The following is a 20,272-nucleotide window of genomic DNA, read 5'->3' on the forward strand; positions in this document are numbered from 1 at the left end:
GCTTCGCTCAGGCCAGGCGGGCAATCACCAGATGACCGGGCGAGGGATGACCGTCCTGCATGCGGACGTTGATGTCGGTGATTTCCACGACTTCGAAACCGGTCGCGGCAAGGCGCTCGCGGACATAGGCCTCGGTGTGCAGAAAGCGCTGATGCGGTCCGACCGCATAGGGACGTCCGGCCATCAGCTCGTCGCTTCCCGTCTCCGACGAGAAGACGAACAGGCCGCCGGAGTTCATGTTTTCGGCGGCGCCGAAGAACAAGGGCTCCAGCGCACCGAGATAGGGCAGCACGTCGGTGGCGGTGACGAGATCGAAGGGTTCCTCGTCGTTGTCTTCGAGAAAGTCCTCGGCCTCTGCGACGTAGAGCGTCTCGTAGAGATCCTTTTCGTGGGCGATCTCGACCATGTTTTCGGAAATGTCGATGCCGGTGATGTCGCCGGCCATGTCGCGCATCGCGCCGCCGGCAAGGCCGGTGCCGCAGCCAAGGTCGAGCATGCGGGCATAGGGGCCGGTCAGCTCGAGCGCCTGAAGGCGCTGGCGCATCAGCAGCGGGACGCAATAGCCAAGCTGCTCGACGAGGATGTCCTCGAAGGCTTCCGCGTGCTGGTCGAACAGCGTCTCGACATAGGCATCGGGTGCTTTCGGCGGGGTTTCGCCGCGCCCCATGGAGGCGATGCGCACGGCCGCGCCGCCATGGTCTTCGGGATCGAGGGCAAGCACCTCTTCATAGGCCTTGACGGCGGCGTCGATGTCGCCGGCCTTTTCGAGCGCCAGCGCCCGGTTGTAGGCCTCGGCCAATGCTTCTTCGTCGATCTTTTTCGCAGTCATGGTCCCAATTTCCGGTGCCGTCTTCAAGTCGGCCCTGATCTACGCGGCCAGGGTGGGCAGCGCAACCGAAATCGGGGACCAGAGGCTAGTGGAGGATGAATTCCCCTTTCAGCGCCCGCCATTCGCTGGCCGATATCAGCCGTCGATGGACGTAGCGGACGGAATGCAACGGACCGTCGAGCTTTTCCTGCCAGAACTTGAGAAAGTTCTTCATCTCGGGGAAATCCGGCGCCAGATCATAATGCTGCCAGATATAGCTTTGCAGAAGGGTCTGGTGATCGGGCATGCGGTAGAGAATCTCGGCCGTGGTCACACCATAGCCCTTGAGTTGCATTTCCATGTCCTGATTCATGCAATGACCTCGCAGTTCATCAATGGTTCCCGCTCTTGTCGCCGGGTGGCCCCGGTCTTCAGCGATTTGAGCATGCCATCATTAACCGAGGCTTTACAATTCTGTCTTGTTCGTATTTTCTCTTTTTAAAATAATATGTTAGCATCCGCGTGGCGCGAGTGCTGCCAGGCTCGAGAGTGGCGATCCGGGATGCAGACCGCGGGCTTATTTACCAAAATTGATTGAGGATTGCCGCATTTCAGGCCTCGGGACAGCGTGAGGTTTAACAAATATTTAGCTTTCGCGGTAACGTTTAGTGCAGCATTTGTATTGGACCATTTTTGACATCCCACTTTCTGAAGAGACTGACCATGCCTGTTTTCGATGCGGCGGAATCCACGTTTGACCTTGCTCCCATTGCGATGTGGGTGGAGGATTTCAGCGGTGTGAAGGCGCTGTTCGACCGGTGGAAGGCCGAAGGCGTCATCGACATCAAGGCGTTCCTGCGGGAGGATCCGTCCCGTGTCATGGCGTGTTCGCAGGCGATCAAGGTGTTGAAGGTCAACCGCGCGACCCTGGAACTGTTCGAAGCCCGTGACCTCGACCATCTTGTCGGCAATCTCGGACTGGTGTTCCGCGACGAGATGCTGGAAAGCCATGTCAACGAGCTGTCGCAGTTGTGGGAGGGCAAGCAGCAGTTTTCCGGCACCGCCATCAACTACACGCTTTCCGGCCGTCGGCTGGACATCCAGTTGCGCGGCGCCGTGCTGCCGGGCTCCGAAAATTCGCTCGATCGCGTATTGCTGACAACGGAGGACGTGACCGAACGCGAGACGGCGCGCCGGCAGGAGCTCGCCAGCCGGCAATATGCCGAGGGTATTTTCGAGCATTCTCCGGTGTCGCTGTGGGTCGAGGACTTCAGCCGCATCAGGACACTGCTGGAAGAGGTGAGGGCGCGCGGTATCATCGACTTCCGCGTCTTTACCGATGTTCATCCGGAATTCGTTCGCCAGTGCATGAGTGAAATCCGGTTGATCGACGTTAACAAGGCGACCCTGAGCCTCTTTGTGGCCCCTGACAAGCACACGATCATGCACCGGTTGGGCGATGTCTTCCGGGACGAAATGGAGCATCACTTCCGCGAGCAGCTAATCGAGCTTTGGAACAACAACCTGTTCCATTCCCGTGAGGTGGTGAACTACGCCCTCGACGGCACCGAACGGCATGTGCTTCTGCAGTTCTCCGTGCTGCCTGGCCATGAGATGGACTGGTCGCTGGTGCAGGTGGCGCTGACCGACATCACCGCCCGCAAGAAGGCGGAGGCCTATCTCGAATATCTCGGCAAGCACGACGTGCTGACGAAGCTCCACAACCGCGCCTTCTACATGGACGAGATGAACCGGCTGGAGCGCAAGTCGCTGAGGCCGGTATCCGCCATCCTGCTCGATCTCAATGGGCTGAAGGAAGCCAACGACACGCTGGGTCACGATGCCGGCGACTCGCTTCTGCGGCGCATCGGCGAAGTGCTGAACGGCGTCGTCACGCCGCCGAACCATTGCGCCCGCATCGGCGGCGACGAGTTCGCCATCCTCTTGCCCGGCTATGATCGTCCGGCGACGCTGGCGCTGATCGACAACATCAACAAGCTCCTGGAAATCAACAACAGGTTCTATTCGGACCTGACGCTCAGCGTTTCCATGGGGGCGGCCACCAGCGAGCCCAACGAGAAGATCGAATCGGTGGTCAAACGGGCCGATGCGGAAATGTATCTCGAGAAGCAGCGCTACTACGAAGCGATCGAGAAGAACCGCAGGCGGGCGTGATCCTGAACACGATGAAAAAAAAGCCGGCGATTTGCCGGCTTTTTCATATCAGCGCTTGAGGTGGCGGGTGAGCCTTGCCTCGATGAAATCGACGCCGTTGCTGAGCGTCTGGACGATCGCCAGATAGAAGATCGCCGCCCAGAGATAAGTCTGGTAGTCGAAGGTGCGCGAGAAGGCGTAGCGCGTTTCGCCCATCAGATCGAAGACGGTGATGATAGCGACCACGGCCGAGCCCTTGATCAACAGGATCAACTCGTTGTTGTAGGGGCGGAGCGCCACGATCATCGCCTGCGGCATAATGATCTTCCAGAAGGTGACCGCCTTCGATATGGCCAGCGAAGACGCTCCCTCGCGCTGCCCTTTTGGAACGCTCTGAATGGCGCCGCGCAGGATTTCCGTCTGATAGGCGGCGGTATTGAGCGACATGGCGAACAGTCCGCAATACCAGGCATCGCGGAAGAACCACCAGAGATGGGCAGCTTCCAGCTCGTGGCGGAAATTGCCTAGGCCGTAATAGATCAGATAGAGCTGCGCGAGCAGCGGCGTGCCGCGGAAGACGTAGACATATGCATAGGCAAGGCCATTGAGAAACGGATTGCTGGACATGCGCGCGAAGGTCAGCGGCAGCGACAGGATCGCGCCGCCGGCCATCGAGATGCTGACGAGGATGAGCGTCGTCATCAGCCCGTGCAGATAGCGCGGTCCGTACTTGGCGAATTTTTCCGGATCGAAGCCGTTGACGACCATCATCACGAGACTGATGGCAAGGAGGCCCCAGAGGAGCAGCAGAGTGTAGCCAGTGAGGCGAGCGCCCGACATTTTCTGCGGCGGGAGAGGGGGTGCCGGTTGGGCTGGTATGAGTTTTTCCGCGACGCTCATCGGCTGATCTCCGAACGTTTGGCCCAGTTTTCGATATAGCGCAGTGCGAACGAGGACAGGACGGCGAGGACGAGGTAGATGAGGCAGGCGATCGAGTAGAAGAAGAAGGCCTGCTTGGTCACGCGTACGGCGACGGATGTCTGGCGCAGGAGTTCCGCCAGCCCGACGATCGAGACGTAGGAGGTGTCCTTGAGAAGGATCATCCAGAGGTTCGTCGCGCCGGGAAGCGCGATGCGGACAAGTTGCGGGATGATCACCAGGCCGTAGGTGCGACGGCGACTGAGCCCGAGCGAGGCGGAGGCCTCGAACTGGCCGTTCGGGATCGCCTGCATGGCGGCGTAGATGACTTCGGAAAAGTAGGACGAGCTGACCACGCCCAGCGCCACCATGCCGGCGACGAAGGCGTTGATCTCGACGCCCTGTTCGTAGCCGAGGCTCGCCAGCAGCGATTGCACCAGGATCTGCGCGCCGTAATAGATGATGAAAAGCGTCAGCAGTTCGGGAAGGCCGCGGAAGATGGTCGTGTAGATGCCGGCGGCCAGGCGGAGCGATTTTTCCTGCGAGCGCATGGCAAGCGCGATCAGGAAGCCGAGAATGACGCCGACCGGCAGCGTGGCAATCGCCAGCGTCACGGTGATCAGCACGCCGCTCGCCAGTTCGTCGCCCCAGCCGGTGTCGCCGCAGGAGAGGAGGTGTCCCTCTCCGAGCCATGTGAAGAGGCCGATCTTTCCGCAGAGCGGATCAAGCCAGTAAAGAACGCTGTCCCACCAGGACATGCCCGCGGACGGGATGTCGTTCATGCCAATTCCCCTTGCGGTCGTTGCCGCTCATCGTCTGCCCTTTGGCATTTTAAAAGGGCAGGACTTTGCGTCCCGCCCCTTAGACTTTCCCGGCTCAGTCGCCGTAGACGTCGAAATCGAAGTACTTGTCCTGGATTTCCTTGTACTTGCCGTTGGCGCGAATGGCGGCGATGGCCGCATTCAGCTTTTCACGAAGGGCGTCGTCACCCTTGCGCACGGCAATACCGGCGCCCGCGCCGTTGATCTTCGGATCAACCGGCATGGTCGTCAGGATCTTGCAGCAAGCGCCGTCTTCCGACTTGACCCATTCGGTCAGCACGACAACGTCGTCCATGACGGCGTCAACGCGGCCATCCGACAGGTCGAGCTTGAATTCGTCGGAGCTCGGATAAAGCTTGAGCTCGGAATCCTTCAGGTGCGCCTCGACATAGTTGGCGTGGGTTGTGGAGGTCTGCGCGCCGATGGTCTTGCCGGCAAGGTCTTCGACGCTCTTGACGTCGCTGTCCTTCGGAATGGCGATGGCCGGCGGTGTGTTATAGATCTTGTCAGTGAAGTCGACGAGCTGCTTGCGTTCGTCCGTGATCGACATGGACGACAGGATCATGTCGAATTTCTTGGCCTGCAGGGCCGGGATGATGCCATCCCAGTCGTTGGAAACGAAGGTGCATTCCGCCTTCATCTCTTCGCAGAGCGCCCGGCCGATATCCATGTCGAAGCCGAGGAAGTTACCGGCGGAGTCGACATATTCGAACGGCGGATAGGTCGAGTCGGTGCCAATCACATATTTCTCCCCTTCGGCGAGAGCCGAGCCGGCGAAGAGGCTGGCCGCAATAAGGGAGGCGACCGCGATCAGACGTTTGGACATGTTCAATAGTTCCTCTCTGTTGACGTCCGTTTGCTTGTTTTTCGATGCGGACGTAGCTGCTGGCTGAGAAAAAGCAACCAACTTTGGTGATAATCAAACCTTTTTTGGGGAAATTGCAATGGCGATTACTGGGAACCGGACGGCCAGGCCCCGCGTTCTTGCGGATGAATTGTCATTGGTCAAAGCGCGGATCGCATGAACTTCGCCTGTATCGTTCGTTCATGCAGGGTTCACGGCCATCCACATAGTCTAACGAAAATTGGATCGAACTGTTCTTGCAGTGCGCAGCCAATGTGCCCGATCATAAAGAGAGGAAACCCCCGAATGACGAATAAGAAATTTCTGCTTACACACGTGTTCATGCCGATCGTCGGCTTGCCGCTGATGCTGTCGCCGGCTGCCGCGATGCCTGCTCTCAAGCCGGCCGTCGGCATCTCGCAAGGCGCCGTCGTCACGGTAGCGATGAGCGTCAAGGAGGCACGCCAGGCCGTGCGCAGGGCTCGCAAGGACCTGGAAGACGCCATGGCCAACGGCGGAGACGTGGGGGCTGCGCAGGCTGCCTTGCAGCAGGCGGAAGCCGAACTCGAGGCGGCTCAGGCTGCCGGCGGCGGGGACCGGAATGCCGATCAGGCCGCTCCCGAGCCTGCACCCGAGGCCGCTCCGGATCAGGGCGAAGCACCGCGCAAGAAGCGCGACCGCAAGCCGGAAATGAACGAACAGGCGCCGGCCGAAGCGCCTGCACCGGCTGAAGCTGCTCCGGAGCCCGCACCGGCGCCGCCGCCGCCGGAACCGAAGGCTGAAGCGCCCGCTCCTGAACCGGAACAGGCTCCGAAGCCTGAAGAGGTCAAGCCGCAGCCGGAAGCTGCCGCGCCTGCACCCGAGGCCGCTCCAAAGCCGGATGACAAGCCGGTCATGAAGAAGAGAAAGCCTGCCGAAGAGCAGGCTGCACCGGCGGAAGTCGCTCCCGCACCGGAACAGAAGCCGGCTGAGGCGATCGTTCCGCAGACGCAGGACGCTGTCCCGGCCCCGGCACCCGATCAGACCCAGGACGCCACGCCGCGGAAGGACCGCAAGCGCGACAAGACTGCAGAAGGCAAGCGTCGTCCGGTGCTCGACAGCGCCAAGGACGGCGATGCATCGGCCACGCAGCAGGCTGCTCCGGCACCCGATCCTTCGGCTCCGCCACCGCCGCCGGCTCCGAAGTCTGACGCCGACGCCCAGCGTACCGGCGCCGAACAGGCAAAGCCGATCATTATCGAGAAGGCGACAGAAGAAGAAGGCAAGCGTATTCGCCGTGCGCCGGAATTCGACGAGCCGCAGGGCTCTAGCGTCGAGAAGCGTGTTCGTGGTCGTGACGTATTGCGTCTTGACGGGCGGATCATCGTCCGCAGCGACGATACCAGCCGCTTCGGTGATGATCGCGAGACGACCTATGATCAGCTGTCCCATGGCCGTGTCCGCGAAACGGTGACGCGTCCGAACGGTGTGCAGATCGTGACGATCCGCAACCGCTACGGCGACATCATCCAGCGTTCGCGTGTCGATCGCCGTGGCCGTGAGACCGTGCTGTTCTATTCGCCGGAGCTCAACGATCGTCCGAACGAGCAGCGTGTATATCGCGACCCGGGTCTCGACCTGCCGCCGATGCGCCTGCGCATCCCGGTCGACCAGTACATCATCGATGCCGGCGAAGATCCGGATCGCGACTACTACGACTTCCTGCGTGAACCGCCGGTCGAGAATGTTGAACGCGTCTACTCGCTCGACGAAGTCCGCTATTCGGCCCGTGTCCGTGACAAGATGCGTCGCATCGACCTCGACACGATTCACTTCGCCACCGGCAGTGCCGATGTGTCGATGAACCAGGCCGACTCGCTGGAAAACGTCGCCGAGGCGATGAAGCGGATCATCGACAATGATCCGGGCGAGACCTTCCTGATCGAAGGTCATACCGATGCCGTCGGCTCAGACGAATCGAACCTGGTGCTTTCGGATGAACGCGCCGAGTCGGTCGCGGAAGTGCTGAGCCGCTTCTACAAGATCCCGCCGGAAAACCTGGTGACCCAGGGCTATGGCGAGCGCTACCTGAAGATCCAGACGGAAGGCGCGTCGCAGGAAAACCGCCGCGTCACGATCCGCCGGATCACCGCGCTGGTCCGTCCGGTCGCTTCCAACCAGTAAGTGACTGACAGCAAAGACAACAGGAAGGCCGCCGGACGCAAGTCCGGCGGCCTTCGCCGTTCAAGGCGTGATCATTTCGTGGTGGACGTCTGCGGCAGCTGCAACGTTGCAGCGATGAAATCGGCGATCGCCGCCGTATCGTCCAGATCGAACACGGGCAGGTCCGTACCGGTTACGGAGTGGTCGGCGGCGATGGCCATGATGTGCGGATCAGTGGGAGCGAGCGGCTCGTTGCGCCGCGATTCGCTGCGCCTGGCTTCGATCTTCGGCACAGGCTCGCGCTTGTAGCCTTCGATCAGCACGAGATCGCAGGGGGCGAGGCGGGCAAGGATCTCTTCGAAGGAGGGTTCGGGCGCTCCGCGCAGCTCGTGCATGATAGCGTAGCGCGTGCCGGAGACGAGGGCCACCTCGTGTGCGCCGGCCTCGCGGTGGCGGTAGCTGTCGGCGCCGACCTTGTCGATGTCGAAGTCGTGGTGGGCATGCTTGATGGTCGAGACCTTCAAGCCCCGGGCGGTGAATTCGGAGACAAGGCGGACCATCAGCCCGGTCTTGCCGGAATTCTTCCATCCGGCAATGCCGAAGATCCTGGGTTCTGTACTCATCTGATCGCGTCCAGCAGAGAAACCGCCTCGGCCATGTCGGCGGGCGTATTGATGTTGAAGAAGGGATCGACGGGCCGGGCGGGCGTGTCGATCAGGGCAAAGGCGACCTCGCGATGCGGATGGCGGGCGAGGAAGCTGGTCAGCCGCCGGTTCTGGGGGTCGGAAAGCCATGCCTCGAGGTCGTCGGCGAGCGAGAAGGGCCAGGCCGCGAAGACCGGATGGCTGCGACCCGCCGAACTGGCGATGGCAATGCCGTCGGTATCGGCAAGCGCCATCAGGCGTGCGCCAAGGTCGGCCGGGAAGAACGGGCCGTCGACCGGAACGGTGATCATGTGGGTGGCGGCGGGGCAAAGGCTGGAAAAATGGCGAAGGCCGGCGAGCACGCCGCTTAAGGGACCGGCATGGTCGGGGATGATGTCGGGTACGACGGGGAGCGCGAGTTCGGTTGCCGACGCGCTGTCGGAATTGATGGCGAGATCGGAGACCTGGGCGGCCAGCCGGCGGGCGACGAAGGCCAGAAGCGAAGATCCGTCGAAGGAAAGGTCGGCCTTACTCTCGCCCATCCGCCGCGACAGTCCGCCGGCGAGGACCAGTCCGGGCCGTGTTCCGTGGGGCAGGGCGCATTGCATCGCTTCGTCTCCTTGCTGGGCGTCGACCTTACGGACGAACCTTCCAGGGATTGGGACCGACCGAGGAACGCTGGCTGACGGCGCTCTTCGACCGGGTCTTGTTCTCGCGGTAGAACGTGTAGAGACCCGAACCGATGACGATGGCCGCGCCGACCAGCATCCACCTGTCCGGTACATCCGCGAACATAAGATACCCCATCAGGATCGCCCAGAGGAGGCTTGTGTAGCGGAAAGGGGCGATGAAGGAGATTTCTCCGGTGCGCATGGCCATGACGATGCCCTGATAGCCGCCGAGCACGAGGACGGAGGTCACCGCGAGAACGGCCCACGAATGGCCGGTGACCGGCTGCCACTCCCCGAGCGGTTCGATCAGTGCCGCGCCGACGACGGTGATGATGGCGCAGCTGTAGGCGCTGACCGTGGTCGACGGCGTGTCGGCGTGAACCAGCTTGGTGGTCAGATCACGCCCGGCGGCAAAAAGCACGGTCAGGACCACGAAAATGGCCGAGAGCCCGTAGCCCTCCGGTCCCGGCCGCAGGATGACCAGAACGCCGAGGAAGCCGACCAGGATCGCCGACCAGCGCCGCCAGCCGACCGGCTCGTGCAGGAAGATGGCGGCGCCGAAGGTGACCGCAAGCGGCAGCGACTGCAGGATCGACGAGGTATTGGCGATCGGCATGTCGCGCAGAGCGAGAAGGTAGGCGACCGTTGCCAGTGCGTCGAAGATCGTGCGGCCGATCAGGGCCGGCTGCAACATCACGCGCGGATGCCTGAGCGCCCTCAGCCGCCACGCCAGAAGCAGCAGGAGCACGGTGGTCAACAGCCCGCGCAGGAAGATGATCTGGCCGGTGTTCATCACCGGCGTCAGCGATTTCACCAGAGCGTCATTGCAGGTGAACGTCGCCATCGCCATCATCATGTAGAGGGCGCCTTTGACGTTGTTGGAAAGTGCCATGAATCATGTCCGGTGAGTTTCGGACCAAGTCATAGCCCTGCGATACTGTGGATGCCAAGGCGACATCCTGCGAAATGATCTTATTTTGTTTCCGGATAAAGCTGGAAATGCTTGTCGATCTCTTCATTGGACGGATTGTCGAGGTTGCCCTCGTAGATCGGGTCGATGGAGAAGCCGGTAAGCACGAACTGACCGTCGCGCAGCTGCCATTCGCCCTGCGTCCAGGCATCGCCGATGCCGCGCCATTTCGAGAAGCTCGATATGGTGTTGTTTTCGGGTGTGAAATCGGCATTCACCAGCAGATAGGTGGTTCCGAATCCCGTCGCGGCCGGGTCCGCCTTGAGTTTCGTGTAGGTCTCGTCACCCTCGACATAGTCGACCTTGAACGTCGGTTCGGCAAAGGCGACGAGGGCAAAATCGCCGTCAGCGGGCCGGATGGCGAAGACGCTGGCGATGTTGTAGGCGCCGGCATAGCAGAAGATTCGGAAGAGCACCGCTTTCTGTTCGTCACCGCTTTCGTCGTAGCCGCTCTTCCAACTCATCTTGTAGGACTGGTCGTCCTCAACGAACCCTGACGCATCGCTGTCGTCACGTTCGTCGCATTGGCCGGGAAGAGCCTGGAAAACGAAAGCGGCGGCGGCCTTCAAATCATCGTCGGGCGCGGCTTCTTCAGCGTGACCCACGCCTGCCAACAGAAAGAATGCCGCCGAAACGGCGAGCGGTGCGGTCCGCGATAGCCTCATGTGTGCCCCCCATAGGCCTTTGTCACCCGCCGGTGACGCTCATATGCCTCGATACGGCCGGGCGGCGGTGATCGCGGTCGATAATGAAGTCGTGACCCTTCGGCTTGCGGGTGATCGCCTCGTCGATCGCCTGAAACAGAAGCGCGTCGTCCTCGCTGGCGCGCAGCGGCGCGCGCAGGTCTGCGGCATCCTCCTGGCCGAGGCACATGTAGAGCGTGCCGGTGCAGGTCAGCCGTACCCGGTTGCAGCTTTCGCAGAAATTATGGGTGAGCGGCGTGATGAAGCCGAGCGTTCCGCCGGTCTCTGCGACCGATACGTAGCGGGCGGGGCCGCCGGTGCGCTTGGCGATATCGGTCAGCGTAAACTGACGTTCGAGATCGGCACGCACCTTGGAAAGCGGCAGATACTGTTCCGTGCGATCCTCGCCGGTTTCACCGAGCGGCATGGTTTCGATCAGCGTCAGCTCCATGCCGCGCTGATGGGCAAAGCGCAGCATGTCGGGGATTTCATGTTCGTTGAAATCCTTCAGCGCAACGGCATTGAGCTTGATCTTCAGCCCGGCCTTCTGCGCCGCCTCGATGCCTTCCATGACCTTGGAGAAATCGCCCCAGCGCGTGATAGCCCTGAACTTTTCCGGGTCGAGCGTATCGAGCGAGACGTTGATGCGGCGGACACCGCAATCATAGAGTTCTTCGGCGTGGCGGGCGAGCTGCGAGCCGTTGGTGGTCAGCGTCAGCTCCTCGAGCGCGCCGGTTTCCAGATGGCGGCCGAGCTCACGGAACAGGAACATGATGTTCTTGCGCACCAGTGGTTCGCCGCCGGTCAGGCGCAGCTTGCGCACACCCTTGGCGATGAAGGCGGAACAGAGGCGGTTCAATTCCTCCAGCGTCAGCAGGTCCTTCTTCGGCAGGAAGGTCATGTTCTCCGCCATGCAATAGGTACAGCGGAAATCGCACCGGTCGGTGACCGACACGCGCAGATAGCTGACATGACGGCCGAACGGGTCGACCATCGGTCCGTCAGCACGCGGAAGTTCCGCTGCCTTGTCGAATGTTCCGGGAACGCTGTTCACGTCTTCTCCGATCGGTTTCTTTCGGTCTCTCGGGCCCATATATAGCAGACTGCGCTTGCGCCTCCAGTGGCGGAGGCATAGTTGGAGCCCGGATAACAGGGAATTGAGTGCTCATGAGTGATATGTGGCCGACCGAACTGCGCGTCAACCGGGAGAAGACCTGCCTGACCGTCACCTTCAACGACGGAAAGACATTTGCGCTGCCGGCGGAGATGCTGCGCGTTCTTTCGCCCTCGGCGGAGGTTCAGGGGCATGGTCCGGGGCAGAAGGTCACCGTGCCGGGCAAGCGTAACATCACGATCGTGGCGGTGCAGCCGGTCGGCAATTATGCCGTCAGGATCGTCTTCGACGACCGGCACGACAGCGGCATCTTCACCTGGACCTATCTGCGCGAGCTTGGCGAAAAGGGTGACGCGCTGTTTGCCGAATACGAGCGCGAACTGGCGGAAAAGCGGCTGAGCCGCGATCCGCGCTAAAGCACCGCCTACTGCCAGAACCATTTCAGCGTTTCCTTCTCGGCCTGCTTTCGTGTCAGCCCGACGTCGCGCAGCAGATGATCGTCGAGATCGCGCAGTTGCGAGCGGCTCCAGCCGTTGCGCCACCAAAGCCGCAAGTGGCGATGAAGGACGCTCAGGACTGTCGAAGTCTGGATGGTCAGCCAGACGAGGCGGGCGGATTTCAAGTCGGACGGGAACATGGGTGGCTGTCTCCTCGTGATCGGGAGGCCGAGGCATAGCGGTTGCGGCGTGGTCCATGCTTCGGCGAGGGCCGAAGTGAAAGCGCGTGACCGGGACGGGCGCTTTCCGGTAGTCTTCCTCCATGACTAATTTCGCTTCCGCCAATTCGATTGCCGAGATCGCCGCCATGATGGGCGATGCGGCGCGCGCCAACATGCTGTGCGAACTGATGGGCGGCCGGGCGTTGACCGCCGGTGAACTCGCCCATTGCGCCGGCATCACGGCACAGACGGCCAGCGGTCATCTGGCAAAACTGTCGGACGCCGGCTTCGTCCTGCCGGAAAAGCAGGGACGCCACCGCTATTTCCGCCTCGCATCGGCGGAGATTGCCAGCGCCATCGAGGCCTTGTCAGCGCTCGCGGCGGCCGGCCCCAGGCGACATCGGCCGACGGGGCCACGCGACGAGGCGATGCGGCGCATCCGCACCTGCTACGACCACATGGCGGGTGGTCTGGCGGTGGCGCTGACCGACCGGCTGGTGGAAAAGGGCTTGCTGCGGCTCGGCGAGGGGGCGGGCATGGTGACGGAGGAGGGGCAGCGCTTCTTCTGCGATTTCGGCATCGACACCGCCGATGACGGGAAAAGCCGCCGCCCGCTCTGCCGGACATGTCTCGACTGGAGCGAGCGGCGGTATCATATCGGCGGGCGGCTGGGCGCCGATATGCTGCGCCGGGCAAACGAACTCGACTGGCTGAAGCGGAAGCCGGACAGCCGGGCGCTTGCCCTGACGCGGAAGGGGCAGGCGGGTTTCGCCGAAGTCTTCGGCGTTTCCCGGGACCTGCTGGACCTCGGCCCTCACGCCGAGCGGCGATAGTCGCTTGCGTCCGGCGTACGGACTTCGAGCGCATTCATGGCGCTTCGGATCAGCACAAAATCCTGCTCGCTGATCGAGAACAGCCCATATCGGAACTGCGCGCCCCAGTTCGCCTTGCCGGCGGCAAACTCCAGATGCGGAAGCAGCGGAACGATCCAGGCTTCCGTCGCCTGCATCCAGTCGATGTCTCGGCGGAACGGGTAAAATCCGCCGCCCATGTCCGCCTGATACGGTGCGCCCGCCTTCAGCCGGCCGATGGCGGTGAAGGCCCGCAGCCGCTCCTTGCCGGCAAACGTCTCCTTCGGCGAGTAGTAGACCACCCCGTCGCCGGGGTGGAGCCTTGCAAGCGGCGCAGACTTGCCGTGGCAAACCTGCATGAAGCCACCCGTCCGACCGGTTCGGACGTGATCGGCGGAGGCGACGGCGATCCAGAAGCGGGTCATTGTCGCCTCACATCGGATTTTCCGAGACGCAGTAGACGCGCAGGCGGTGACCGTCGGGATCGGCGACCGTAAAGGTGTAGCCGAATTCCATCGTCTCGGGCGCCTGCAGGATGGCGATGCCCTTCGACTTCCAGGCCTCATGGAGCTGATCGACTTCGGCGTCGCTGTCGCAGGCGAGGATCATCTCGCTGCCTCCGGCTTCGGCGGAGACCAGCGGGCGGACGGCGTTCTTCAGCCAGAGGCCGAGCTTGAAACCGTCGTCGAGGACGAACATGGCGAAACCGGGAGAGGCTTCGACCGGCTTGCGGCCGAGGATGTCGCTGTAGAAGGCGGCGCTTTCGGTCGGGTTGGAAACATAGAGAAGGTTGAAGTTGGGAGTATGCATCGGTGGGCTCCTTGTTGGTGACGGGGAGACCATACATTCAGATGCTGTCAGATTTTGTCAGCATCTGTTCCGGTTGGTTGCTTGCGCCGGAGCCTGCCGTGTTCGGTGAACTCCCTGTCCCGCCAATTCTTCAACAGAACCGCCCGCCGCTGGGGATAACGCGTTTCAGTGACGGTCAGATCGGCAATCCTGTCGACGCGGAAGTTGCGAAAATCCTGGCGCAACTCGCACCATGCGACGGCAACGCGCACCTTTTCGAAGAAGCCGAGCGCAAACGGCCAGATGATCCGTTGTGTATCGGTGCCGCGTTCGTCTCGATAGGTGATCTCCAGTTTCCGCTCCGCGCGAATGGCCTTTCTGATCGGCGCCAGGTCGACGGGCCCCGCGGCGACCGGTTCGCCGGGAATGACCATCAGGTTGTTGGCGTCGAGATTGTCGCGCAGATCCTGCGGCAGGACGTTGGCGATCTTGGCGAGCGCGTTGCGGGCGGCGAAGGCGAGTTCGTTGTCCGTGCGGCCCGCCACCCATTTCGAGCCGAGCACGAGGGCTTCCAGCTCGTCTTCGGTGAACATCAGCGGCGGCAGCATGAAGCCTGGCTTCAATATGTAGCCGAGGCCCGCTTCGCCCTCGATGTCGGCGCCCTGCGCCTGAAGAGTGGCGATGTCGCGGTAGAGGGTTCTCAGCGAAATATGCAGTTCGTCGGCAAGGGTCTGTCCCGCCACCGGGTTGCGGTGGCGCCGGAGGATTTGCAGGAGATCCAGCAGGCGTTCGGAGCGTGACATCTTGGAGAGATAGTTATCACTGATGACATATATTGTCAGCAGTCGATGAACTGGCTCCTGTTTTGCGCTCCTATTGTCAGTATTTGCACTAGGCGAAGGCCGTCTTTTGCTGGAAAATCTATCGCAGCGATTCCCCGTCCGGCATCCCGCCCGACCGTGACCCCATTTTAGATCCGGACGTTTACACCATGTCTCCACAAAGACTGATCATGGCCGTGTTTTTTCTGCAGGCGCTTGCCTTCGGCAGCTGGATCCCGCGGATTCCCGATATCCAGGAAAAGCTTGGGCTGAGCCCGGCGGAACTGGCGCTGACATTGCTCGGCACCGCCACCGGTACGCTGACGACGCTGCCCTTCGCCGGGCGGCTGGCGTCGGCGATCGGCGGACGGGCCACGATCATTTACGGATTTCCTGCCTATCTCGCTGCCGTCTGCCTGCCGGGTTTCGCCTGGAACGGCCCGATGCTCTATCTGGCGCTAGTCGTGCTGGGCGCGACGCTGTCGATCATCGAGCTCGGCATGAATGTCGAGGCTGATCTCATTGAGAAGGAGACCGGATCGGCGATCATGAGCCGCTGCCACGGCTTCTGGAGCCTCGGCATGATGGCCGGCAGCCTGATCGGCGCGGGATTTGCCGGGCTCATGCTGGAACCGCGCTGGTCGCTGCTGATTGCGGCCATCCTCTCGCTGCCCGTATGCCTTTATGTCTCGATGCGGTTGCCTGTGCCGCAGGTGGTGGAGGCGGGGGATGATGCGGCGGCCGTCAAGCGTTTCCAACTCCCCGGCAAGCCGCTTCTGGCCATCTGCTTCTTCCTGTTTGGCGTGACGATGGCGGAGGGAGCGATCGCCGACTGGTCCGGCGTCTATCTGCGCGATATCTTCTCGACGAGCGGTGTCTCCACGGGCCTCGGCTATGCGCTGTTTTCGATGACGGCGGCGGGCGGCAGGTTCATCGGCGACTGGATGCGCGGACGCTTCGGACCGGTTATGACGGCGCGGCTCTGTGGCGTGACCTTGCTGTTCGGCCTCGTCATTGTGCTTTTGGCACCCGTCACAGCGGTTGCCTTTGCGGGCTTCGCCCTGATCGGCTTCGGCGTTTCCGTCGGCTTCCCGCTCGGCGTCACCGCGGCTGCGAGCCTCACCGACCGGCCGCCGGCTGCGAGCGTTGCCATCCTTACCTTTGTCGCGATCTCCGGTTTCATGGTCGGACCGCCGATGATCGGTTTTGTCGCCGAATATTCGGGCTTGCGGGAAGGGCTCGCCATGCTTCTGCCGCCACTCGTCCTGTCGCTGTTCCTCACCGGCTCCTTGCGGCCGAGAGGCCGTCCGCCGAAACACGAGCCGGTTGTGGCCGGGGAAATCCTGTGAGAAAGATGCGGACTGCCGCTTGCGAATCGGCTGTGGGTTTCTGAAATTTGCCCTGCCGCCGCCCTATGTCTCGATGATAGAGAGGTGGCACTTCGGTTGGCGGACCGATCCTGTTTCAATTCGAGCGAGGTTATCAAGGCGTTGAAAGTCGGCATCGACATGGGCACGGTTTCGGGCGGTCAGCCTGCGACGCTTGATATCGAGGAGCTGCTGGCAACCCGTCTTCTGGTGCAGGGCAATTCCGGCTCCGGCAAGTCGCACCTCCTGCGCCGCCTGCTCGAACAATCCGCGCCCTGGGTGCAGCAGGTCATCATCGATCCGGAAGGTGACTTCGTCACGCTGGCCGACAAGTACGGCCATGTGGTCGTCGATGGCGAGCGGACGGAAGCCGAACTGGTCGGGATCGCGACGCGCATCCGCCAGCACCGCGTCTCGTGCGTCCTGACGCTCGAAGGTCTCGAGATCGACGATCAGATGCGGGCCGCCTCGCACTTCCTGAACGGCCTTTTCGACGCTGACCGCGAATACTGGTATCCGGTTCTGGTCGTGGTGGACGAGGCGCAGATGTTTGCGCCCGCCGCCGCCGGTGAAGTCTCGGACGACGCGCGCAAGATTTCGCTCGGCGCGATGACCAACCTGATGTGCCGTGGGCGCAAGCGCGGGCTTGCCGGTGTGATCGCCACGCAGCGTCTGGCGAAGCTCGCCAAGAACGTGGCGGCGGAAGCGTCCAACTTCCTGATGGGCCGCACCTTCCTCGATATCGACATGGCACGCGCCGCCGATCTCTTGGGCATGGACCGTCGGCAGGCGGAGATGTTCCGCGACCTGAAGCGCGGCAATTTCGTCGCGCTCGGCCCGGCACTGTCACGCCGTCCGCTGCCGATCTCGATCGGTACGGTGGAAACATCGGCGCGCTCTTCCAGTCCGAAGCTGATGCCGCTGCCGGATGCGCCGCAGGATGTCGAGGACCTGATCTTCACGCCGGACCCGGAAGAGTTCACCCGGCCAATCGTCCGCCGCGCCTCACCGCAGCCACGTCCGACCACCGACATTCTCGCCGAGCTGGCGCGCGCCGAACCGGCAGCGCAGGCCGAGCCGACGCCGCGTCAGGCGACTCTCGACCTCAATCCGGAGGAACGGGCGGAGAAGATCGAGGGCGTGCTCGCCGAAATCCTCGGCAATCCGGACGCCGGTTTCCGCTCCGATGCCGAGCTCTATCAGGATTTCCTGGTCAGGGCGCGCATGCGCCGTATCTCCGGACCACCGATGTCGCTGGCGGAATTCCGCCACCGGCTTGCCGTTTCGCGCTCCGGCGTGGACGAGGAGACGGCGGCGACCGAGACATGGGCCAAGGCGCTGGAACTGGCCCGTTCCGTCACCGACGACCTGCAGGGCGTGTTCCTGATGATGGCGAAGGCGGCGATCCGCCGCGAACCTTGTCCGCCGGATGCGGCCATTGCACGCGTATACGGCACCCATTCGGCACGCCGCGCCCGCCGATTCCTGAGCTATTTCGAGGAACAGGGGCTGATTGTCCTGCACACGGACTTTGCCGGCAAGCGGATTGCCGCGTTCCCCGATCTCGATGCCGAGAGCGCGCCCGGCAGTCCGGACGCGCCGGACCTACCGGGGCAGCAGGCGGCTGAATAAGGCCTACTGGTCCGTCGCGGCCGTGCCTGCTTCGTCGGCAGGCGGTGGGGGGACATTCGTGCTGGTGCCGAAATACTTGTCCAGCAGCGCGGTCATTTCCTGGTCCCGTTCGGCGGCACTCTTGGCGCCGAGAACCACGCCGATTAGGCGTTTCCCGTCATGGGTTGCCGACGTCACCAGATTGTAGCCTGCGGCCTCCGTATAGCCCGTCTTGATGCCGTCGGCGCCGGGATAGTGGGCGAGCATGTTGTTGTGGCCGCGCAGCTTCATGCCGCGAAACTCGAAGCGTTGCGTGGAGAACAGCTTGTAATCCTCCGGATAGTCGCGGATCAGCGCCTGCGCGAGCTTTGCGAGGTCCGCGGCCGTGGTGACCTGGTTCGGGTCCGGGAGGCCGGCGGGATTGGTGAAGATGGTATCCTTCATGCCGAGTTCATGTGCCTTGGCGGTCATCATCTGCCCGAAGGCCGCTTCGGAGCCGGTCATTTTTTCAGCGATCGCTACCGCGGCGTCGTTTGCCGACAGTACGATCATGCCGAGGACCGCCTCCTCGACCGTAATCGATCGGCCGACGCCGACCGCATATTTGTACGGATCCTTGCTCTCGGCGTTTTCCGTCATCACCAGCTTGCCGCCCCAGGCGAGGTGTCCCTCATGCAGCGCTTCGAAGGTGAGGTAGAGCGTCATCATCTTGGTGAGAGATGCCGGATAGTTCTGGACGTCCGCGTTCTCGGCCTCCAGTACCGCGCCGGTGTCGGCGTCGAGCACGAGATGCGCCCGGCTCGCATGGGCTATCCCGGCATTCGCGGTCAGCGCGGCGGCGAGGGCGATGCCCATCAGCAGGCGGCTTGGCAAGAAGGTCATCGTCTCGTTCCGTGCGTTGCGGCTGGTCGAAGAGCCATGTCGCAGTTCTTTCTGAAGGTCAGCATGCCGTTCGGCCGCATGAAAGTCACCCGGAGAAACGGGCCGTTAGGCCCGCTCCTCCCAGATCTTGACCAGTTCCACGATCGTCTTCACGGCCTTTTCCATGTCCTGCACGCTGACCCATTCGAGTGGCGAGTGATAGGCGTGGCCGCCCGTGAAGATGTTGGGGCAGGGCAGTCCCATGTAGGAGAGGCGCGAGCCGTCCGTGCCGCCGCGAATGGAGCCGAGCTTCGGTTCCATGCCGGCGCGGCGAACCGCTTCGACGGCGTAGTCGACGATTTCCGGATCGCGATCGAGGACGGCCTTCATGTTGCGATACTGCTCGCGGACCTTGAAGGTGTAGGTCGAGCCGGGATAGTCGGCCATCACCGTGCGGACGACCGCCTCCAAAAGCTCTTCCTTTTCCTTGAGCTTCTCGTCGACGAAGTCGCGGATGATGAAGGTCAGGCTCGCCTTTTCCATGGCGCCGTGCATGGCGACCGGATGGATAAAGCCGTCCTTGCCGTCGGTGCGCTCCGGGGTGATCGATTTTGGCAGGCGCGCGACGATCTCTGCGGCGATCTTGATCGCGTTTTCCATCCGGTTCTTGGCATAGCCCGGATGCATGGCGACGCCGGTGATTTCGATCTCGACGCCGTCCGCCGAGAAGGTTTCGTTCTCGATCCCGCCGGCCGTGCCGCCATCCATGGTGTAGGCAAACTTGGCGCCGAGCTTGTCTAGATCGACCTTGTCGGCGCCGCGTCCGATTTCCTCGTCCGTGGTGAAGAGGATTTTCACGGTGCCGTGCTTCACATCGGGATTGTCGAGGAAGAACCTCGCCGCAGTCATGATCTCGGCGATGCCGGCCTTGTCGTCTGCACCGAGCAGCGTGGTGCCGTCGGTAGTGATGATGTCATTGCCGATCTGGTTCTTCAACTCTGTCTGGCTCGCGACACGGATGACCTGAGAAGGATCGCCGGCAAGCGGAATGTCGCCGCCGGCATAGTTCCGGATGATCTGCGGCTTGACGTTCGTCCCGGTGAAATCTGGCGCAGTGTCCATATGCGAGCAGAAACAGATGACCGGCACGTCCTTGTCGGTGTTGGCGGGAAGCGTCGCATAGACATTGCCGTGATTATCGATATGCGCGTCCTCAAGGCCCATCGCCTTCAGTTCCTCGACCAGGACCCGGCCGAGGTTCTTCTGCTTTTCCGTCGATGGCTGGGCTGTGGAGAGCGGATCGGACTGCGTATCGATGACGACATAGCGGAGGAAGCGGTCAAGGACGGTATCGGTCATGCAAAAATCCATTGGCGGGAAGAGGTCTTGATAAAAGGATATAGCGTCGTCTGGCAGGCGTGGGAAACGCCTTGAAAGCAAGGAACTGTCACAATGCGGCAACATTGTGGGAAAACACGCGTTCCGGCGTGCGTCGCCAACCCTGCATTAGTAAAATGATATTCGCCAAGTTTGAGGAAATGTTAG

22 protein-coding genes are annotated in these 20,272 nt (G+C 62.2%); 6 read left to right on the forward strand and 16 right to left on the reverse strand.

Going from position 1 to position 20,272, the window contains the following annotated elements; genetic code table 11:
* Nucleotides 1–7 precede the first annotated feature (7 nt).
* Both ACU5AZ_RS19575 and ACU5AZ_RS19580 read right to left on the reverse strand, forming a co-directional pair.
* On the reverse strand, nucleotides 8–829 hold the full coding sequence (locus tag ACU5AZ_RS19575) for a methyltransferase domain-containing protein (RefSeq protein WP_446823985.1): 822 nt from the start codon (nucleotides 827–829) through the stop codon (nucleotides 8–10).
* Nucleotides 830–914: 85 nt separating this feature from the next.
* Complete coding sequence (locus ACU5AZ_RS19580; RefSeq protein WP_446823986.1) at nucleotides 915–1,181, reverse strand: usg protein; 267 nt, start codon at nucleotides 1,179–1,181, stop codon at nucleotides 915–917.
* Nucleotides 1,182–1,531: 350 nt separating this feature from the next.
* On the opposite strand from ACU5AZ_RS19580, the gene ACU5AZ_RS19585 reads away from it, so the two are divergent.
* Entirely contained in the window at nucleotides 1,532–2,983 is a 1,452-nt protein-coding gene (locus ACU5AZ_RS19585) for a diguanylate cyclase domain-containing protein (protein ID WP_446823987.1), read from the forward strand.
* Between the two features lie 48 nt (nucleotides 2,984–3,031).
* Here the strand turns inward: ACU5AZ_RS19585 and ACU5AZ_RS19590 are convergent, their stop codons facing one another.
* The 3 genes from ACU5AZ_RS19590 to ACU5AZ_RS19600 all read right to left on the reverse strand — a co-directional run bounded on the left by ACU5AZ_RS19590 (nucleotide 3,032) and on the right by ACU5AZ_RS19600 (nucleotide 5,527).
* Nucleotides 3,032–3,862: an ABC transporter permease gene (locus ACU5AZ_RS19590; protein WP_446823988.1), complete on the reverse strand. Its 831-nt coding sequence runs from the start codon at nucleotides 3,860–3,862 to the stop codon at nucleotides 3,032–3,034.
* A complete protein-coding gene (locus ACU5AZ_RS19595; protein WP_446823989.1) occupies nucleotides 3,859–4,662 on the reverse strand; it encodes an ABC transporter permease in 804 nt (267 codons plus the stop codon). The genes ACU5AZ_RS19590 and ACU5AZ_RS19595 overlap by 4 nt, the downstream gene beginning before the upstream one ends.
* Before the next feature lie 94 nt (nucleotides 4,663–4,756).
* Nucleotides 4,757–5,527, reverse strand: coding sequence for a transporter substrate-binding domain-containing protein (locus ACU5AZ_RS19600; RefSeq protein ID WP_446823990.1), 771 nt, complete (start codon nucleotides 5,525–5,527; stop codon nucleotides 4,757–4,759).
* Nucleotides 5,528–5,851: 324 nt separating this feature from the next.
* On the opposite strand from ACU5AZ_RS19600, the gene ACU5AZ_RS19605 reads away from it, so the two are divergent.
* A complete protein-coding gene (locus tag ACU5AZ_RS19605) occupies nucleotides 5,852–7,708 on the forward strand; it encodes an OmpA family protein (RefSeq protein WP_446823991.1) in 1,857 nt (618 codons plus the stop codon).
* 71 nt (nucleotides 7,709–7,779) lie between these two features.
* Here ACU5AZ_RS19605 and mobB read toward each other — a convergent pair whose 3' ends face one another.
* The 5 genes from mobB to moaA form a co-directional block, all read right to left on the reverse strand.
* Nucleotides 7,780–8,310, reverse strand: coding sequence for a molybdopterin-guanine dinucleotide biosynthesis protein B (mobB, locus tag ACU5AZ_RS19610; protein WP_446823992.1), 531 nt, complete (start codon nucleotides 8,308–8,310; stop codon nucleotides 7,780–7,782).
* Complete coding sequence (gene mobA, locus ACU5AZ_RS19615; protein ID WP_446823993.1) at nucleotides 8,307–8,939, reverse strand: molybdenum cofactor guanylyltransferase MobA; 633 nt, start codon at nucleotides 8,937–8,939, stop codon at nucleotides 8,307–8,309. The genes mobB and mobA overlap by 4 nt, the downstream gene beginning before the upstream one ends.
* A 28-nt stretch (nucleotides 8,940–8,967) precedes the next feature.
* The gene (locus ACU5AZ_RS19620) at nucleotides 8,968–9,894 is read right to left on the reverse strand and encodes a DMT family transporter (RefSeq protein WP_446823994.1); all 927 of its coding nucleotides are present in this window, start codon (nucleotides 9,892–9,894) and stop codon (nucleotides 8,968–8,970) included.
* An 80-nt stretch (nucleotides 9,895–9,974) separates the two neighbouring features.
* A complete protein-coding gene (locus ACU5AZ_RS19625) occupies nucleotides 9,975–10,637 on the reverse strand; it encodes a DUF1176 domain-containing protein (protein WP_446823995.1) in 663 nt (220 codons plus the stop codon).
* A 22-nt stretch (nucleotides 10,638–10,659) separates the two neighbouring features.
* Complete coding sequence (gene moaA, locus ACU5AZ_RS19630) at nucleotides 10,660–11,649, reverse strand: GTP 3',8-cyclase MoaA (RefSeq protein WP_446826062.1); 990 nt, start codon at nucleotides 11,647–11,649, stop codon at nucleotides 10,660–10,662.
* A gap of 173 nt (nucleotides 11,650–11,822) precedes the next feature.
* Here moaA and ACU5AZ_RS19635 point away from each other — a divergent pair, with 173 nt between their 5' ends.
* Entirely contained in the window at nucleotides 11,823–12,185 is a 363-nt protein-coding gene (locus ACU5AZ_RS19635; RefSeq protein ID WP_446823996.1) for a gamma-butyrobetaine hydroxylase-like domain-containing protein, read from the forward strand.
* Between the two features lie 8 nt (nucleotides 12,186–12,193).
* Here the strand turns inward: ACU5AZ_RS19635 and ACU5AZ_RS19640 are convergent, their stop codons facing one another.
* Nucleotides 12,194–12,406, reverse strand: coding sequence for a DUF1127 domain-containing protein (locus ACU5AZ_RS19640; protein WP_446823997.1), 213 nt, complete (start codon nucleotides 12,404–12,406; stop codon nucleotides 12,194–12,196).
* A 122-nt stretch (nucleotides 12,407–12,528) separates the two neighbouring features.
* Here ACU5AZ_RS19640 and ACU5AZ_RS19645 point away from each other — a divergent pair, with 122 nt between their 5' ends.
* Complete coding sequence (locus tag ACU5AZ_RS19645) at nucleotides 12,529–13,260, forward strand: ArsR/SmtB family transcription factor (protein ID WP_446823998.1); 732 nt, start codon at nucleotides 12,529–12,531, stop codon at nucleotides 13,258–13,260.
* On the opposite strand, the gene ACU5AZ_RS19650 is transcribed toward ACU5AZ_RS19645, so the two are convergent.
* Genes ACU5AZ_RS19650 through ACU5AZ_RS19660 form a run of 3 tightly spaced genes read right to left on the reverse strand, consistent with a single transcriptional unit; the run spans nucleotide 13,242 to nucleotide 14,870 of the window.
* A complete protein-coding gene (locus tag ACU5AZ_RS19650) occupies nucleotides 13,242–13,703 on the reverse strand; it encodes an EVE domain-containing protein (RefSeq protein WP_446823999.1) in 462 nt (153 codons plus the stop codon). The two genes, ACU5AZ_RS19645 and ACU5AZ_RS19650, sit on opposite strands and share 19 nt — an antisense overlap.
* Before the next feature lie 7 nt (nucleotides 13,704–13,710).
* Nucleotides 13,711–14,088 (reverse strand): VOC family protein, encoded by a 378-nt coding sequence (locus tag ACU5AZ_RS19655; protein WP_446824000.1) that lies wholly within the window; start codon nucleotides 14,086–14,088, stop codon nucleotides 13,711–13,713.
* 47 nt (nucleotides 14,089–14,135) lie between these two features.
* Nucleotides 14,136–14,870: a helix-turn-helix transcriptional regulator gene (locus ACU5AZ_RS19660; RefSeq protein WP_446824001.1), complete on the reverse strand. Its 735-nt coding sequence runs from the start codon at nucleotides 14,868–14,870 to the stop codon at nucleotides 14,136–14,138.
* A 209-nt stretch (nucleotides 14,871–15,079) separates the two neighbouring features.
* Here ACU5AZ_RS19660 and ACU5AZ_RS19665 point away from each other — a divergent pair, with 209 nt between their 5' ends.
* Nucleotides 15,080–16,237: an MFS transporter gene (locus tag ACU5AZ_RS19665; RefSeq protein ID WP_446824002.1), complete on the forward strand. Its 1,158-nt coding sequence runs from the start codon at nucleotides 15,080–15,082 to the stop codon at nucleotides 16,235–16,237.
* A 141-nt stretch (nucleotides 16,238–16,378) separates the two neighbouring features.
* Nucleotides 16,379–17,887, forward strand: a complete 1,509-nt coding sequence (locus ACU5AZ_RS19670) for a helicase HerA domain-containing protein (protein ID WP_446826063.1) — start codon at nucleotides 16,379–16,381, stop codon at nucleotides 17,885–17,887.
* Nucleotides 17,888–17,890: 3 nt separating this feature from the next.
* Here ACU5AZ_RS19670 and ACU5AZ_RS19675 read toward each other — a convergent pair whose 3' ends face one another.
* Complete coding sequence (locus ACU5AZ_RS19675; protein WP_446824003.1) at nucleotides 17,891–18,748, reverse strand: D-alanyl-D-alanine carboxypeptidase family protein; 858 nt, start codon at nucleotides 18,746–18,748, stop codon at nucleotides 17,891–17,893.
* Nucleotides 18,749–18,853: 105 nt separating this feature from the next.
* Nucleotides 18,854–20,086 (reverse strand): peptidase T, encoded by a 1,233-nt coding sequence (gene pepT / locus ACU5AZ_RS19680; RefSeq protein WP_446824004.1) that lies wholly within the window; start codon nucleotides 20,084–20,086, stop codon nucleotides 18,854–18,856.
* Nucleotides 20,087–20,272 lie beyond the last annotated feature (186 nt).

Source organism: Rhizobium sp. PAMB 3182, assembly GCF_052908355.1.

Coding starts and splice junctions, on each gene's coding strand:
- mobB (WP_446823992.1), bottom strand. CDS start 8,310: ATGAGTACAGAACCCAGGATCTTCGGCATTGCCGGATGGAAGAATTCC.
- ACU5AZ_RS19660 (WP_446824001.1), bottom strand. CDS start 14,870: ATGTCACGCTCCGAACGCCTGCTGGATCTCCTGCAAATCCTCCGGCGC.
- mobA (WP_446823993.1), bottom strand. CDS start 8,939: ATGCAATGCGCCCTGCCCCACGGAACACGGCCCGGACTGGTCCTCGCC.
- ACU5AZ_RS19640 (WP_446823997.1), bottom strand. CDS start 12,406: ATGTTCCCGTCCGACTTGAAATCCGCCCGCCTCGTCTGGCTGACCATC.
- ACU5AZ_RS19595 (WP_446823989.1), bottom strand. CDS start 4,662: ATGAACGACATCCCGTCCGCGGGCATGTCCTGGTGGGACAGCGTTCTT.
- moaA (WP_446826062.1), bottom strand. CDS start 11,649: ATGGTCGACCCGTTCGGCCGTCATGTCAGCTATCTGCGCGTGTCGGTC.
- ACU5AZ_RS19590 (WP_446823988.1), bottom strand. CDS start 3,862: ATGAGCGTCGCGGAAAAACTCATACCAGCCCAACCGGCACCCCCTCTC.
- pepT (WP_446824004.1), bottom strand. CDS start 20,086: ATGACCGATACCGTCCTTGACCGCTTCCTCCGCTATGTCGTCATCGAT.
- ACU5AZ_RS19575 (WP_446823985.1), bottom strand. CDS start 829: ATGACTGCGAAAAAGATCGACGAAGAAGCATTGGCCGAGGCCTACAAC.
- ACU5AZ_RS19645 (WP_446823998.1), top strand. CDS start 12,529: ATGACTAATTTCGCTTCCGCCAATTCGATTGCCGAGATCGCCGCCATG.
- ACU5AZ_RS19650 (WP_446823999.1), bottom strand. CDS start 13,703: ATGACCCGCTTCTGGATCGCCGTCGCCTCCGCCGATCACGTCCGAACC.
- ACU5AZ_RS19605 (WP_446823991.1), top strand. CDS start 5,852: ATGACGAATAAGAAATTTCTGCTTACACACGTGTTCATGCCGATCGTC.
- ACU5AZ_RS19580 (WP_446823986.1), bottom strand. CDS start 1,181: ATGAATCAGGACATGGAAATGCAACTCAAGGGCTATGGTGTGACCACG.
- ACU5AZ_RS19655 (WP_446824000.1), bottom strand. CDS start 14,088: ATGCATACTCCCAACTTCAACCTTCTCTATGTTTCCAACCCGACCGAA.
- ACU5AZ_RS19675 (WP_446824003.1), bottom strand. CDS start 18,748: ATGACCTTCTTGCCAAGCCGCCTGCTGATGGGCATCGCCCTCGCCGCC.
- ACU5AZ_RS19625 (WP_446823995.1), bottom strand. CDS start 10,637: ATGAGGCTATCGCGGACCGCACCGCTCGCCGTTTCGGCGGCATTCTTT.
- ACU5AZ_RS19620 (WP_446823994.1), bottom strand. CDS start 9,894: ATGGCACTTTCCAACAACGTCAAAGGCGCCCTCTACATGATGATGGCG.
- ACU5AZ_RS19635 (WP_446823996.1), top strand. CDS start 11,823: ATGAGTGATATGTGGCCGACCGAACTGCGCGTCAACCGGGAGAAGACC.
- ACU5AZ_RS19585 (WP_446823987.1), top strand. CDS start 1,532: ATGCCTGTTTTCGATGCGGCGGAATCCACGTTTGACCTTGCTCCCATT.
- ACU5AZ_RS19600 (WP_446823990.1), bottom strand. CDS start 5,527: ATGTCCAAACGTCTGATCGCGGTCGCCTCCCTTATTGCGGCCAGCCTC.
- ACU5AZ_RS19665 (WP_446824002.1), top strand. CDS start 15,080: ATGGCCGTGTTTTTTCTGCAGGCGCTTGCCTTCGGCAGCTGGATCCCG.